This window comes from Novosphingobium sp. PhB165, from assembly GCF_004341845.1.
Classification (GTDB): Bacteria; Pseudomonadota; Alphaproteobacteria; order Sphingomonadales; family Sphingomonadaceae; genus Novosphingobium.
The window spans coordinates 67,836-83,306 of the sequence record NZ_SLVB01000008.1 but is presented as its reverse complement, the minus strand read 5'-3'; the positions used below and the strand labels follow the sequence as shown (position 1 = coordinate 83,306).

Genomic DNA, 15,471 nt, shown 5'->3' with positions numbered 1-15,471 from the left:
ACTGAGCAGCGACCGGCTATTGAGATGTACGAAGCGACACTTCCTGCATTTATGCATCCGCCGTCGATCGGGACATGGATACCGCGATCGATTTGTAGGCAGGCGTGCCGCTGGCGGGATCGAAATCCTCCAGCGGAACAAGGCAGTTCGCCTCCGGATAGTAAGCCGCCAGCGAACCGCGGGCGATGGCGTGCTTGATTACCGTAAAGCCCTTGAGCGCCCGCCCGGAGGGCGTTGTCACGTCCACCACGTCGCCATGGGCAAGGCCCAGCATGCTGAGGTCCACTTCGTTGGCGAAGATCACGTCGCGCCGCCCGGTCACGCCGCGATAGCGGTCATCGAGGCTGTAGATGGTGGTGTTGTACTGGTCATGGCTGCGGATCGTGGTGAGCAGCAGCGGCCGCGCGCCTTCGTGCGGCACGATGGGATGGGCGATGAACTGCGCCTTGCCGCTGGGCGTGCTCCACACGCGGTTGGTCGGCCCGATGGTCAGGCGAAAGCCGCCGGGCTCTCGCACGCGGATGTTGAAATCGTGGAAGTCGGGATAGACCTGCTCGATGCCCTCGCGAATGCGGTCGTAGTCGGCCACGAGCGCGTCCCAGTCCACCTGTGTATGCGGCATCGCCGCCTTGGCCAAACCCGCGACGATGGCAGGTTCGGACCGGACGTGCGGCCCCGGCGCCTTCAGCTTCCCGCGTGAGGCGTGGACCATGGACATGCTGTCCTCCACGGTTACGAACTGCGGGCCTGCCGCCTGCACGTCCAGTTCCGTCCGGCCGAGGCAGGGCAGCACCAGCGTTTCCTTGGCGATCAGCAGGCAAGTGCGGTTGAACTTGGTGAGGATGTTCACCGAGAGGTCCAGCTTGCGTACAGCCGCGAAGCAGGCCTCGGGATCGGGCATGGCCACGGCAAGGTTGCCGCCCAGCGCGATCAGTGCTTTCGAATGCCCGTCACGCATGGCCTCCAGCGCCTCCACCGCGTTGTGGCCGTGTTTGCGGGGGGTGGCGATCCCGTAGGCGGCGTCTAGCCGTTCGAGCATGGCCTCGGCCGGGATTTCGGTAATGCCCACCGTGCGGTCGCCCTGCACATTGCTATGGCCGCGCAGCGGGCAGATCCCGGCGCCTGCCTTGCCGAAATTGCCGCGCAGCAGCAGGAGGTTGGCGATCGACTGCACGTTCTGCGTGCCGTGGCGGTGCTGAGTAATGCCCATGCCATAGCAGACGATCACCCGCTCGGCGTTCATGTAGACTTTCGCCATCGCTTCGATGGCATCGCGGGTCAGGCCGGACGTGGTCTCGATCCAATCCCACGAGGTCGCGTCGAGATCGGCCCTGAGCGCCTCGATCCCCTCGGTGTGTTCGGCGATGAAGGCATGGTCGAGCGCATCCGCCTCGATCACCAGCTTCATCATGCCCTTCAGCATCGCCATGTCGCCGCCGATCCGCACCTGATGATAGGCGGAGGCCAGCGGCGTCGCGTGGGTGGAGAGCATCTCGGTGGGATGCTGCGGAGACTTGAAGCGCTCAAGCCCGCGTTCGCGCATCGGGTTGGCGACCACGATCGGCACGCCCCGTTTCGATGCTGCGGCCAGCGTGGAGAGCATGCGCGGATGGTTGGTACCGGGATTGTGGCCGATGCAGAAGATGGCGTCGGCGTGGTCGAAGTCTTCCAGCGTCACCGTGCCCTTGCCGATGCCGATGGACTTGGGCAGGCCCACGCTCGTCGCCTCGTGGCACATGTTAGAGCAGTCGGGGAAGTTGTTGGTCCCGAACTCGCGCGCGAAAAGCTGGTAAAGGAATGCCGCCTCGTTGGAGGCGCGGCCCGAGCAGTAGAATTCGCAGGCGTCCGCATGGTCCAGCCCTTGAAGCACCGCTCCGGCGCGCGCGAAGGCCTCGTCCCATGGGATCGGCACGAAATGGTCGGTCTCGGGATCGTAGCGCAGTGGCTCGGTCAGGCGGCCCGCGTCCTCCAGCGCGTGATCGCTCCAAGTCCACAGCTCGCTGACCGTGTGGCGGGCAAAGAAGTCGGGATCGACACGCTTGACGGTCGCTTCCCAAGTCACCGCCTTGGCGCCATTCTCGCAGAATTCGAACGAGGACGTGTGCTTGGGATCGGGCCAGGCGCAGCCGGGACAGTCGAACCCGTCCGGCTGGTTCATCTGCAACAGCGCGCGGGTATCGGGGCTGGCCTTCATCTGCTCACGCACGGTGCGTGCGACGGCGCCCAGCGCTCCCCAGCCGCCGGCTGGGCCTTTATAGTCGCTGATGCCCTCTAGCGTGTCATCGGCGGTTCGATTGTCGGCCATTGCTGGGGTTCCTTCTGGTTATTCTCGATCCCGCTCGTTCGGCGGATTCCAGCTTCGCAGGGATGGTGGATGATTCCGCCAAGGGTTCAAGCACGATGTGACCAAACGCGCTATTGCTGACGGAAACGTGGTAGTGTCGGTGGCGATCCTGCGCCATCGATGTTGCCCCAGCGTCAGTACTCAGGCGGGCTGGCCGCGCCGGTAAGTCCCCTTATAAGTCAGGCACGTCACTGGGCAGCATCGGCGGCTTGTGCTTCCTGCGAGTATCTCTCCTTGAAGAGGTCAAAGGGTTCGTTGCCGGGATTAGCCTCGCGGAACGCCTCGCGGCCGGCGTCCTTGAGATAGTCGGCATAGAGCATTGTCGTGGTGCCGATGCGCCGAACTGAGAGAACGGTGTCCATTTGCTCCATGAATACACCGAGCTTTTCAATTGGCGCGCAGGCGATGACCTGGAGATTGAACTCTCGAAGCAATGCCAGGCAGCTGTTCACGTTTCCGCCGTCGAGCGCGTTGAATGCCTCGTCGAACAGGATGATCCCGAGCCCAAGCCTGTCCCGATTGTCTTCCGACGAGTGGCACACGTTCGACATCGCGCAGGCCATGGCGATGTAGAATGGTACTTGCTTCTCGCCGCCTGAGCCGCTGCCCTGGCGCTTGGCGTAGTCCGAAGTGACGCGCTCGCCGTCGAGCGTGGTGGTTTGCAGATCGAAGTGCAGATAATTGCGATAATCGCTGATCTGCTCGACGTTGTCGCCCTCGTCGATCATCCGCTTGATGCGCTCGACGCCTTTCATCAGACTCGGTTCGATTCCCGAATTTGCATCGTCGAACAGCGTGCTGACATCGATGCTGTTGAGTTGCACCCGGCGTGCAATCTCTACGATCTCGGCAAAGAAGCGATCGGGCTTCACGTCAAACCGATAGAGTTCACCATGGAACGGTCGCATCTGGAGGCTGCGATTGAGACTGCGGATCTGCCGTTTCGCGCCTTCGATGCGGTCATGCAGTTTGACCAGCATGTCCGTTTTGAGCGACGTCTCGATCGACGTACGCGCTTCCTGGGCTTGCTCGCGGTAATCGCTCAACGCGTTGTTGACGATGGCCGCCAGCTGCTTCTCCAGCCATTCCAGCTGGATAGCCGGGAGGGCCTCGCGCTGGAACTGGTCGGCGATGCCCGCTTCGAAGGCGTAAGCGTAAGCTTTCTGCGGCGCCTGCACTGCCAGGTGACTGACGCGGCTGCGCGCTCTGGCGGCATTGTCCTGCGCCGCGATCTGCACGTTTTCGAGCAGCCCGCCCTGCTCGCGCATCAGGTGTTCGAAATCGGCCATGGCCGCGTCGCGCTCGTCGGACGGCAGGATATCGCGGTCGGCGAAAACGCCTTGCGCCTTTTCGAGACCTGCTTCGGCGCCCGACAGCTTTTCCTTCACAATCCCCACCATGGGGCCTGCGACCCGTTCGGCGGCCGCGTCGGCTTCAAGTTGCTGACGCAGATCTTCGAGATCGGATTTCAGCCCTTCGAGGCGTTCCTGAATTTCAACGGGCCGCTCACCTTCCAGAGTTCGGATGTTGTCCCGGATCTGTGCGACCGCTTCAGCGGCATTATGGCGAATGCGTTCCAGCTCTTCGAGGTTGCGACTGCCGCCGACCTCCAGGAATTTCTGGATGCCTTCGATAAGACCCTTCAGCGCTGCGGCGTCAGCCTCGTGACGCGCATAGGCACGCTCCTGCGATTCCAGCAGGTTTTCGAGGAGGGGGATATTCTTGCGGTTGGCGTCCTTGCCGAGCCGGTGAACCCGGGCCGGGCGACGGTTCTCGATCGAGCCGCCCGACGCGACGAGACAGTCGGGCGTGACGGCGCGGTCGAAGCGGAGCAAATCGTGCTCGCTGTCGACCCGGCGCACCGCGTTCAACCGGCGGTTGATGAAGGCCCGCGCATGAACGCTTTCGGTGGCGATGATGTCGGCCAGGCTGCCTGCGGTCGGCGCTTGTCCAATTTCTCCGGTCTTCGTGGTGTTTACGATCTGCGTGCCGGGATAATCCCGGCGTTGCTGGCGCAGCAGGGTAATCGCGCGCTGCGCTTGATCGGGCTCGACCACCAGCGCTTCGCCTGCCGCACCCAGCAGCGTTTCGGCGGCGTCGGTCCAAAGCTCGTCTGTGACCTCGACGAGTTCAGCGATAGGAGTGGCTTCGATGTCGTGCGCGGCCAGATACTGAATGAGCCGCAATGTCGGGTCCGCGATCAGCGCCTTGCCGCCGGAGAGACGCTGCAACTGCTCCCGGTTTTCGCGGATCTGGGATCTGAGCGCGACGAGATTGGTGACGTGGTTGTCCCGTGCGCCCTGAGCTGCGACGGCATAGCGCTCCAGCGGCTTCAGAGTCCGATGAACGATCTGATCGACATCGCGCGCTGCAAGGCTCGTCTCGCCGCCTACTCTGGCGCGCAAGGCCGCCAGTGCATCGCGCGCCTGTTGATATTCGTCCTGCGCATAGACAAGCACCAGTTTGTCGGCGAGGCTGGCCGCGGCCGCGACGGAGGCGAAATAAGCCTGATAAGCTTGCTCGGCATCCGTATGCGCGCGCTCGGCATTCGGCAGGTTGATCTCGCGAAACCCCCGGATCGCCTGCTCCCGGCTATCGTTGTCGAGAGCCCGGGTGATTTCCTTGATCTCGTCCTGCGTCCGGGTGAGCGCCTCGCGGGTTTGCTTCACCCGGCGCTCGGCCAGTTCCCACTCTTCCTGCTTGCGGGCGAGTTGGTCGGTTACCGCCTTGACCCGCTCGGCCAGTCGGTCGCGTTCGGCCTTGCCTGCCACCCAGCGCATGCGGACTTCTTCCGACATGCGGTCGAGCAGTTCGCGGTAGGCTGTTACCGCTTCGGTGACTTGTTGCTTCTGCTTCTCCAGCTCATCGATCTTTTTGAGCAGGCCGCGCCAGGTTGCGACCGACTTTCTCAGCTCCTCGATATTGAGCCCGGCCGGATCGAGCAGGAATTCGCGCACGAACTCGGTCGCCGACTTCATCTCGCGGATGCGCAGACCGTTTTTCAGGGTCTTTAGAAACTTCTCGGCATCCGCATGATGGCCCTTGCCCCCCAACGCCATGAGCACGCGCCGGGTGAAATGGGTCGGGCGATGTCCGAGATTATCGAACCCCGGCACGCGACGGAGCCGCGTTATCAGTTCGTCGTACGGCACGACATAGGGCTTGCCGTCGATGTCCTGAAGGAAATCGGTGTCGCGCAAGGCCTGATCGGGCGCGATGAACGCCCCCAGTACCTCTTCGCTTTGCTGTCCTTCCACGGCGCTCATGCCGACGCCGATCGTCCAGCATTTACCGTCGCGCTCCCGTTCGAACACGAGCGAAACGTAGCTGATGCAATTGCTCCGCAGCGTCTCTCCGGCGACCCTGCCAAGGCAGTAATCGAACACCGAGCGATGTTCGCCGACTTTGCGCGTCTGGCCGGCCGTGACGTTGGCGCTGGCGTTCAGCTGGAAATAATTCCTGTTGTTGCCCGTCAGCACGACCTGGATGGCGTCGAGTATCGACGATTTGCCCGCCCCGTTCGGGCCGATCAACGACGTGCTGCCGCGCACATCGATAGTCAGGCTTTCAAAGGTGTACCAGTTGATCAGATTGATGCGGCTGAGTTTGATCATTGCGCAATTGCCTCGTCCGCGAGGGCGTCTTCGCCCTCGTCCGATGTAAAGGCGGCGTCATCGGCAGGGGCGCCGTCGTCGCCGTCATCTTCTGCGAAGTCGGAGAGCCCTCCGGGGATTTCTGCGGTGTCCTGCCGCGCATGGGTGGCGGCAATCCACTCCGCGATCCGCGCCTGATAGGCCTCGCCGGTGACGCTTCGGATCGCCGGCCGGATGGTGATGGCAACCCCGTTCTCCAGCGGAATATCCTCGCCAAGGTCGATGAAGCGGCGCTTGCGGAATGCCTCAAGGATCTTGCGAACGCGTGGCCATGGCGGTCGGGGCCGTGCGACCCACTGGTCGTAGCGCTCCAGAACTTCCATGGACGTGGTCGCGATAAGGCCGAACTCTTCCTGGCTCATCGAGACGACGCCTTGCTCGAAGGTGGCCCGTAGCGCGAGGAGAATGATCGTCTCGTCGAGCGAGAGCATCGTGCGCGTCAGGCTGTCCTGAGGCCGCAGTTCGATCATCATCTCGTCGGGCTTTATCACGAGGTCGCGTCCGAGTGCATCGAACAGCCCGCCAAAATAGCCTTTGTGGCGCACGATCAGGTCATAGGTTCCCGAGGCATTGTAATCGTCGCGGAAGAGGCACTGTTGCGCCAACAGACGATCTGCCGCTTTGACCATCATCTCCTTGGTGAGATCGCGGTTCTGAGGACGGTCGAGCAGCTCTTCGAGATCGTAGAGCGTTGCGTTAGCCATGATCGATTTCCAGATTTTCGGGAAGATTGCGGAAGACGCTGAAGGCCGAAAACGCCGACCAATCGGTGTCTACCAAGGTGTCGTGATCGTGTGACACGCGGAACCGGCGCAGCAATTCCTTGCTGCCGAACATATCGAGTTGCCGGACCCCTTGCAGAAGCAGGGCATCCTCGGGTGTTTCGACGACAAAATCGCGGGCATGAAGTTCGGCCGCGGATCCGAGGTTGCGCTCGATGTAGCCGGCGATCTTGTCCGGGGTGACGGAGAGACGGACCAGATAGGCCTGTTGCGCCCGGTCGTAGGCGTAGAGCGCGGGGTCGATTTGCGTTTTCTGTACCGAGGTAGGCGTTGCCGTGACGCGCCGCGATGATGGGCTGGCCAGGTTTCCGGGCCCCCAGTGACGCACCGGATCGGCGAGGTCGGAGGGAACGGGAAGCGGGGCGTCCCAATCGAGGTCGGTCGCGCCGACATCGCGCAGCAAATGGGTCAGGCGTACGAGGGTCGAGCCATCTATCTCGTTCATATAGCTGATGGTCCGGGCAATCCGCTGCTCCAGACGGCTGCGGAAGGCGTCGATGTCATCCAGGCGTTCCTCGGCGGCATCGAAGATCCGCTTCACCTGCCCGAGATGCTGACGCACTTTGGAAATCGCGATTTCGTACGAGGAGGCAAGCCCCTGGGCGACATACCCCTCGGCAAAGGCGGCAACGATCTCATTGTCGTGTTCGTAATCGGAAATGATCTGGATGATCCGATTACGATGACGAAACGGATTGTTGGTCGTCTTGATGGCGCGGTAGTCCGAGATCAGCACTTCTTCGACGAATTGAAAGAAGCTTGCCAGGATCCGCGTGGGCTGGGGATCGGCAACGATGCGCTGCTCATGTGCGCGCAAATTGCCGATGATGGCCGACAGGTGCTGCTGGAAACGACGTGCCCGCGCAGCGCTGTCCGCCAGGGATGACGCCTTGTCGAGCGGGTTGTCGCCCAGTCCCTCGATGACGCTTTCGAGCGCGGCGATCGTGCCGCCGAAATGAACTGCCTCGCCCTCTTCGATCGCGCTCAGCGTTTCGAGAAGCATCGAAACCGAGGCTTCAAGATCGACCATCTGCACATATCCGCGGCGATGTTCGACCAGCCAACCGGCCTGCTTCAGGCGGAGATAGACGTTATTCGGGTTCTGGCTTGCATCCGCGTTTGCAGCGTCTGCCGCAAAGTCCTCCACGAGATCGGACAACCTGTCGATCTGCACGGCAATGAAAGCAACAAGCTCGTCCTTGCGAACAGGCTTGGCGTAATTCTCTCCGAAGAACTCGCGATAGATCCACAAGATCAGCCGGGCATAGTCACGCTTGGCAGCGGACGCCAGAATACCAAACAGACTCGGCGGAAGATGCCCAAACAACGTATCTTTTATTGTACCGTCTTGCTCTGATTCGCTTGCTTCGTACATCGTAACCTTGTCGGGTGTGGGCGGCCCATTCGCTGCGCGGCGGTTCTTTCGCAGCGCGGGTTGGGGCGGATAGAGCGCGCCGTTTATGACCGCAACCAAGTCCGATTTTCTATGAACATGTTATAGCATCGCGCAGCGCGGGCGTTCACGCCCGCGCTGCGCGTGAAGGGGATGAACCCATCCTCCGGCGCGCGATAAGGGCCGTATTTGGGCCGCCTTCCCGCGCCGAAGCATGTTCCAGTCAGCGATGCGGGCCGCGGTAGTAGCCGTGATAACCGCCCCGATACCCGTATCCCGGGCGACCGTAGTTATAGTGGCGATAATAAAAGGCGTGATAGGGATAAGGCCGGTAGGTCCAGCGGTTGTCGATGAATATCCACGGACGATACCATTCCGGTGCGGCATAGTAATAAGGCTGGCCATAGCCTTCGTAATAGAAGGCCGGCGCGCCGCCGCGCATGACATAGCCCGGCGGGCAGCCCGGGCTGGTTTCCCCGGTGCTGGCGCTGCCTACAGCCGCCCCGCCTACCGCACCCATGGCGCCGCCGACAACTGCGCCCGTGCCATGGTCATGCCGCCCCGCGACACTGGATCCAAGCAGGGCGCCGAGCAACCCGCCGATCAAGGCGCCCGATCCGGCATTGTTGCCCGAACGCACGCAATAACGCTGAGCCCAATCTTCGGCACGGGCTTCGTAATAGCGATCCTGCTGGATCTGCTGCGCGTAAGCCGGGTCCTGCTGATAGCCCGGCGGCGGCGGGGGCGGTTGCGATCCATCATAGCCGCGCGGCGCCGCAGCGGCATAGCTGTCAGGCGGCGGCGGTGCGTATTGCCCACCGTACTGGCCCCCATACTGGCCCTGATACTGGTTTGGATATTGACCCTGATACTGGCCGTCCGGCGACGGCGGGCTGTATTGCTGGTCGTACTGGCTCTGATTTTGCGCAGGATATTGCCCCGGATCCTGACCATTCGGCGCAGGCGGCGGAGGCGGATAATTGCCGGACGATTCGGGCGGCGGGTAGTCCTGCGCCGAAGCGGAGGCGAGCGGTGTCGCGACCGCGACCAGACCCACCATCATATACGCTCCTGCTTTTTGCAGCCTGCCAGTCATGTCCACTCGTCCTGTCCAATTTCGAGCGGCGAATCTGCCACTCCAAGTGTGAACTGCCGCTGACGCGCAATGTTATGAAATATCTTCAAATGTAACAGGCGCGTCGCAAAGACCCTTCGGTTGCGGTGCCGGGCCGAGATCCGCTGCGCGCATCCTGCGGTCGGGAGAGGGGAGGGAGAAGCAAATCGACGTGATTTCCATCACGCGTGACCTGTCCGGCTTCGCATTATCGGAGAGTCTGGGTGCGACGCGAAAAGACATATGGACTTTGGAATGATCGCAATTGCGGCGCGAATTTTGTGCCACTTCAATCAGCACGGCCGGGGCGAACATGCGCGCTGGAACGGTGTTCGCTGGGAAAGCGATTGCAGCCGGTGCGGCGCGCCCATCGTGCGCATCGCCCATCGGGTCTGGCACCGCCGGCAATAGCCTTCCCCAAGCGGAATTCCGGTCGGATCCGCGGGGTATCGCTTCACGCAAAGGGTGTGGCGAATTCCATCCGGATGCCGCCGGGAATGAACACCAGGAAATGACGCGTCGTTGCCCCCGGCCGGATCGGGCTGGGCGGGACATCGACGATGACCTCCGGATGAGCGCTCACCTTGCGCCATGCCTCTTCCAGCGCATCGTCGTCCGCCACGGCCAGGGAAAGGTGGTGCAGGCCGATATTGGCGCGCCGGTCGAATGCGCGGGCGGTCATCGGGTCTGCGGCGCGCCAAAGGGTCAGCAGCACGGCGCCGTCCGACACGAAGATCGAGGGGTAGTCCGGTACCCCGCCGACTTCATCGAACCCCAGAACGCCGCAGAAGAACGCGCGCGCCTGATCGAGATCCGGGACAGTCAGGCCAACGTGATGGACGCCGTGTGTGAGTGTGCCGGTCATGAGTTCATTCCTTCCAGTTCGGAGACGCGGGCGCGCAGCCGGGCCAGCTCATCGAGCAGGGGTCGGGTGCCCTGCGCGATCTGTGCTTCGGTGAAACGCGGGGTGATGTGCTGGGGGCAGTTCCAGTCGAAACCGACCACGTCGATCACGAAAGCCCGTTCCGGCTCGGCGTCGTAGTCGGGTACCATCAGCGCCGCGATGTCCGCCGGGTCCTCGCTGGCATGCGCATGGCCGATCATCTTGAGCCGGCGGCGGCTTGGATAGTCCATAAGGAACAGTGATACGCGGTCGTCAGCGGCGAGGTTTGCGGCTGACAGATACTGCCGATTGCCCCGATAGTCGGCAAAGCCGATGCGATTGCCCGCGATCTGCCGAAGAAACCCGGCCGGACCGCCGCGATGCTGGATATAGGGCCAGCCGTCTTCGCTGACGCTAGCCATGTAGAAGCTGTCACGGGCGGCGATGAAGTCCAGCTCCCGCTCGGTCAGGATGTCCATTTCGCCCGCGTGGGCTTCCATTCGCGCGTAAGAGCTGCGCGATCCCGCCGCCTCCTGCAAGGCGCGGGACCCGGGGCCGAACATGGTGTGGAGGAAAGTCTGTGCCATGCGACGGAACGTAATGCATTGCCGTTGTCATTATAATCGGTGAAGATTGGCATTCACTATTCCGGTTTGGAGAATAATGGATCGCTTCGAAACTCTGACCGCGTTTGTCGCGGTGGCAGACAAGCGCGGCTTCGCAGCGGCGGCGCGTGCTTTGGACGTCTCGCCTCCGGCCGTGACGCGGGCCGTCGCGGCGCTGGAGCGGCACCTTGGCGTGTCTCTGTTTCACCGCTCTACCCGGGCAGTTTCGCTGACGGACGAAGGCGCGGCCTTTCTCGACCGGGCGCGCCGGATACTGGCCGACTTGCGTGAGGCGGAGCAGGTCGTCATGGGCGGACGGTCGGTGCCGCGCGGGCAACTCTATATCACTGCGCCGGTCATGTTCGGGCGGCTGCACGTGCTGCCGGCGATCGGCGCGCTTCTGGCAAAACATGACGGCTTGAGCGCGCGGATGATGTTGCTCGACCGCAATGTGCGCATCGTGGAGGAAGGGATCGACGTGGCCGTGCGGATCGGAGCGCTTGCAGACAGCGCGCTGCGCGTTGTCGCAATCGGGTCGGTACAGCAGACGATCGTGGCGAGCCCGGCCTATCTCGCAAGTCACGGCGTTCCGGCACTCCCCTCCGACCTGAAAGGCCATAGCTGTATCGTCGGCAGCGGTGTCCGGATCGGCAGCGCCTGGCCGTTCGGGGGCAAGGATGAGCCACCCGTTGAAATCGTGCCCCGCCTCACCGTCAATACGGTCGATGCTGCGATCGAGGCGGCTGAGGCCGGGCTCGGGTTCGCCAATGTGCTGAGCTATCAGTCGGCCGGAGCCATTGCGGCCGGGCGACTGGTCCGGGTGCTGGCGGATCATGCGCCTGCGCCGATGCCGGTGAATTTGCTCTACGATGCCGGTCGCGCGGCGATGCCCTCGGTCCGCGCATTCATCGATGTCATGCGCGAGCGGGCGCGGCAAAGAGCGTGGAGTTAGCGAGCAACCCGAAGTTGAGACATTCACGCAGGCTGTCATTCGGATCACGGACCAGATTTGAGTTGCGCGACCTTGCCGGCTTCGGCAGTCTGAAACTGCGGCGAACAAAGGCAAACTCCATCGGTGAGAATGCGCTCAGCGGCAACGCTGATCGGGCCTGCGGAGATGACCGAAAGGGTGCTGCGCAACGAAGGGAAGGTCCACGCTATGGGTCGTTACCTGCTTTTGGCAATCTCGTTGGTACTGGCATCGCCTGCTTGGGCAAAGTCAGACAGTCAGTCTCTGGGAGTCTGGAAGAATCCTCAGAACAGCGTGCATGTTCGCGCTGAACGGTGCGGCAATCAGATGTGCGGCGTGGTCGTTTGGGCAAACGACAAGGCAAAGGCTGATGCAAAGCGCGGCGGCACCAATAACCTGGTGGGCATGAACCTCTTCCGGGATTTCACGCAGGAGAAGCCCGGCGTGTGGCGTGGCCGGGTGTTCGTGCCTGACATGAATCGCACGTTCTCGGGCAGAGTCACGATGCTCGATCACAACCGGCTGGAAGGGAGAGGCTGCCTTACCGGAAATATCGGCTGCCGATCCCAAACCTGGACGCGGCTGAATTAAAGCAAGGCTGGTTGAGGCTTCGGGGCGAGGTGCGATGGGGCGCATAGTCGTGGCGCTTGGCGGCAATGCACTGCTGAAACGCGGCGAGCCGATGACGGCTGAAAACCAGCGCCGCAATGCACGCGTCGCCGCCGAAGCCTTGGCGGGACTGTGCGAGACCGAGCAAACCGTCATCACGCACGGGAATGGCCCGCAGGTTGGCCTCCTTGCCTTGCAGGAAGTGCTGAACACCGACATCGAGGACTATCCGCTCGACGTGCTCGTCAGCGAGACGATGGGGATGATCGGCTATATGATCGAGCAGGAACTGGGCAATATCCTGCCGTTCGAACATCACATCGTCACGCTGTTGACGATGATCGAGGTCGATCCCGACGATCCTGCCTTCGGCGATCCTGCCAAGTTCATCGGCAAGCTCTATACTGCGGATCAGGCGAAAGCCGCCGCCACCGCGAACGGATGGACCATGAAGGTGGACGGCGCTCACTGGCGGCGCGTCGTTCCCTCACCGAAGCCGAAGCACATCGTTCAGACTCAGGCGATCGAATGGCTGCTCGAAAAGGGGGCCACGGTGATCGCGGCCGGTGGCGGCGGCATTCCGACGATGCATAAGTCCCCCACCGATCACCGGCTGATTGGCGTTGAGGCAGTGATCGACAAGGACCTGGCATCTTGCCTGCTTGCCAAGGTGATCGGCGCCGATTGCCTTGTCATCGCGACGGACACGGATGCGGTCTATCTGGACTGGGGCAAACCCGGACAGCGCGGTATCCGGTCGATCACACCGGATGCGTTGGACAGCTATGAATTTCCGGCGGGCTCGATGGGCCCCAAAGTCGAAGCGGCGCAGGATTTCGCCCGTGCGACGGGCCAGCGCGCGGTAATTTGTGCACTCGGAGATGTTCCGGCAGCGATCCGGCGCGAAAAGGGGACTACGGTCGATATCCACGCGGGGGAAACGACGTTTCATTGATGGCGTTATTTACGGCATCAGCCGGCGGCGTCCTTCCCAGAGATGCCAATGCATCGCCAACGCCGCGCCATCGGCATCCTGCACCCGGATGGCTTCCACGATCACCTCGTGCTCGCGCAGCATGGTGGCAATGACGTCCGGATGCCGGGCGCGCGAGATATCGAGGCCCGCGCGCATGACTTTCTCGATGCCGGATCGGAGCGCGTCGAAGGCGATCAGGAATGCGGGATTGCCCGTTGCACTGGCGATGCGGCGGTGGAGTTCCATGTCCTCGGCATGAGCCGGCGCGCCCGACAGCAGGGCAGAGCGCAGCATGTCCATGCCTTCCTCGACATGGGCCATCTCCGGCGATGTGCGCCGGGTCGCGGCGAGCCGGGCGGCTTCCGCTTCCAGCACGAACCGCACCTCGAAGCTGCCCATCGTCGCGGAAAGCTCGCTCATCGGCATGAACGCCGCCAGTCGCTCCGAAGGACGGCTTTTGACGAACGAGCCCGCCCCGCGGCGGGCTTCGGTGATACCGTCCGATGCTAGCCGGACCAGCGCCTCGCGCACGATTGCGCGCGAGACGCTGAACATCTCGGCAAGTGCCGACTCGGAGGGCAATCGCGCGCCGACTTCGAGGTTCCGCGACTTGATGATCTCGACGATGCCTGCATAGGCGTGATCGGAAAGCCGTGACTGGTTCATCGAAGCTTTTGCCTGTCCTAGAACACACTGCTGGCCAGAAGTACCAGCAATAGCCCGACCACGGCGACGACGGTTTCCATGATCGACCATGTGCGGAAAGTGCCGGGCATGTCGGTGCCGAGATAGCTCTTTACCAGCCAGAAACCCGGATCGTTGACGTGCGAGAAGAACAGCGATCCGGCACCGATGGCCAGCACCATCCACTCGGGTTCGACACCCGAACTGGCGGCCAGACCTTGCATGACCCCCGCCGTGGTGATTGTGGCGACCGTGGCCGAGCCGGTCGCGAGACGGATGCAGACAGACACGCCCCACGCAAGCAGCAGGGGAGAGATCGCGCCGTCACCGGCAAGACGAACCAGCATGTCCGACAGGCCGGCGGTCACCAGAACTTGCTTGAGCGCGCCGCCGGCGCCGATGGCAAGGAGGATGCCGCCTGCAGGGGTCATCGCTTCCAGCCAGATCGCGTCCTGGATGCGGCGCTCACCAAGGCGCCATCCAAACAGCAGCGGCAAGGCGAAGAGGTTGGCGAGCAGCAGGGCGATGACCGGATTGCTTACCCAGCCCAGCCAGGCCAATCGGGCTGCGACGGGGGGCGGGGCGATGGCGACGGCCTGCCCTGCGGCGATCAGCACGACCGGCAGCAGGACGGCAGTCAGCGCGCGGCCGACGGAGGGCGTGTCTATGTCGATCGTCTTGGGCGCGAGCAGGGGCGGGCTGAGTTTGACGCCGCGCACGGTGAAGCGAGCGAGCACAGGTCCGGCGATCACGGCGGTGGGAATGCCCACCAAAAGCCCGTAGGCGAGCGTCAGGCCGAGGTTCGCGCCGAGCGCGTTGACCGCCAGCAGTGGCCCCGGATGCGGCGGCACGAGCGCATGGACCACCGAGAGCCCCGCCAGCGCGGGCAGCATCAGGCGCAGCTTGGATTCGTCATCGTCGAGGCCCTTCGGAAGCGCCGCGGCGGCAGAGGCGATGATCGGCAGCAGCAGGACGAGGCCGGTTTCGAAGAACAGCGGCAGTCCGATCAGCAGTGCGGTGAAAAGGCTGGCCCATGGCGCCCCTTTGACCCCCGACACGCCCAGTGCCGCGCGCGCCAGTCCAGCCGCGCCGTTCGACAGTTGCAGCATGGCACCTAGGCCAAGCCCCAGGGCAACGACCAGTCCGGTACCGCCAAGGATAGTGCCGGCACCTTTCTCCACGGCCTTTGCGGTCTCATCCAGCGGAATTCCGGCGAGTATGCCGACCGTGAAGGCGCCGCAGAGCAGCCCGACGAAGGGGTGGAGGCGGCCGCGTACGATAAGGGTAATCGACAATGCGATGCCCGCCACGGCGGAAAGGATGAGCCTGACGTCTTCAGGGGTCATGACCGGCCCGCTTCGGATGCGTGGAACGCGGCAATCCTTCTCCTGCCGAGCGCTCGTGCCCGGCAAAATGACAGCGCCATTCCTTACCTCTCCCTCTTTTCCCGTTCGGCCG

At 63.0% G+C, this 15,471-nt stretch carries 13 protein-coding genes; 3 read left to right on the top strand and 10 right to left on the bottom strand.

What is annotated here, in order from left to right; genetic code table 11:
* Positions 1-49: 49 nt before the first annotated feature.
* The 8 genes from EDF56_RS20750 to EDF56_RS20715 form a co-directional block, all read right to left on the bottom strand.
* Complete coding sequence (locus EDF56_RS20750) at positions 50-2,305, bottom strand: FdhF/YdeP family oxidoreductase (RefSeq protein WP_132391114.1); 2,256 nt, start codon at positions 2,303-2,305, stop codon at positions 50-52.
* Positions 2,306-2,532: 227 nt separating this feature from the next.
* A complete protein-coding gene (locus EDF56_RS20745; protein WP_132391113.1) occupies positions 2,533-5,958 on the bottom strand; it encodes an SbcC/MukB-like Walker B domain-containing protein in 3,426 nt (1,141 codons plus the stop codon).
* A complete protein-coding gene (locus EDF56_RS20740) occupies positions 5,955-6,701 on the bottom strand; it encodes a DUF4194 domain-containing protein (RefSeq protein ID WP_132391111.1) in 747 nt (248 codons plus the stop codon). Before EDF56_RS20740 ends, EDF56_RS20745 begins: the two co-directional genes overlap by 4 nt.
* Positions 6,694-8,154, bottom strand: coding sequence for a Wadjet anti-phage system protein JetA family protein (locus tag EDF56_RS20735; protein WP_132391109.1), 1,461 nt, complete (start codon positions 8,152-8,154; stop codon positions 6,694-6,696). Before EDF56_RS20735 ends, EDF56_RS20740 begins: the two co-directional genes overlap by 8 nt.
* Positions 8,155-8,395: 241 nt before the next feature.
* Complete coding sequence (locus EDF56_RS20730; RefSeq protein WP_165912298.1) at positions 8,396-9,232, bottom strand: glycine zipper domain-containing protein; 837 nt, start codon at positions 9,230-9,232, stop codon at positions 8,396-8,398.
* Between the two features lie 108 nt (positions 9,233-9,340).
* Positions 9,341-9,673: a hypothetical protein gene (locus tag EDF56_RS20725; protein ID WP_132391106.1), complete on the bottom strand. Its 333-nt coding sequence runs from the start codon at positions 9,671-9,673 to the stop codon at positions 9,341-9,343.
* A 67-nt stretch (positions 9,674-9,740) separates the two neighbouring features.
* On the bottom strand, positions 9,741-10,151 hold the full coding sequence (locus EDF56_RS20720) for a VOC family protein (RefSeq protein ID WP_132391105.1): 411 nt from the start codon (positions 10,149-10,151) through the stop codon (positions 9,741-9,743).
* Complete coding sequence (locus EDF56_RS20715; RefSeq protein WP_132391104.1) at positions 10,148-10,756, bottom strand: pyridoxamine 5'-phosphate oxidase family protein; 609 nt, start codon at positions 10,754-10,756, stop codon at positions 10,148-10,150. The genes EDF56_RS20720 and EDF56_RS20715 overlap by 4 nt, the downstream gene beginning before the upstream one ends.
* Positions 10,757-10,832: 76 nt before the next feature.
* Between EDF56_RS20715 and EDF56_RS20710 the strand changes: the two genes are divergently transcribed.
* From EDF56_RS20710 to arcC, 3 genes are all read left to right on the top strand, one after another.
* Positions 10,833-11,726 (top strand): LysR family transcriptional regulator, encoded by an 894-nt coding sequence (locus EDF56_RS20710; protein WP_132391103.1) that lies wholly within the window; start codon positions 10,833-10,835, stop codon positions 11,724-11,726.
* Positions 11,727-11,891: 165 nt separating this feature from the next.
* Positions 11,892-12,335 (top strand): DUF2147 domain-containing protein, encoded by a 444-nt coding sequence (locus tag EDF56_RS20705; RefSeq protein ID WP_243652742.1) that lies wholly within the window; start codon positions 11,892-11,894, stop codon positions 12,333-12,335.
* Between the two features lie 34 nt (positions 12,336-12,369).
* Positions 12,370-13,308, top strand: a complete 939-nt coding sequence (gene arcC / locus EDF56_RS20700) for a carbamate kinase (protein WP_132391102.1) — start codon at positions 12,370-12,372, stop codon at positions 13,306-13,308.
* Positions 13,309-13,317: 9 nt separating this feature from the next.
* On the opposite strand, the gene EDF56_RS20695 is transcribed toward arcC, so the two are convergent.
* Positions 13,318-13,995, bottom strand: coding sequence for an FCD domain-containing protein (locus EDF56_RS20695; RefSeq protein WP_132391101.1), 678 nt, complete (start codon positions 13,993-13,995; stop codon positions 13,318-13,320).
* A 17-nt stretch (positions 13,996-14,012) separates the two neighbouring features.
* Positions 14,013-15,359: a gluconate:H+ symporter gene (locus EDF56_RS20690; RefSeq protein ID WP_132391100.1), complete on the bottom strand. Its 1,347-nt coding sequence runs from the start codon at positions 15,357-15,359 to the stop codon at positions 14,013-14,015.
* Between the last annotated feature and the right edge of the window lie 112 nt (positions 15,360-15,471).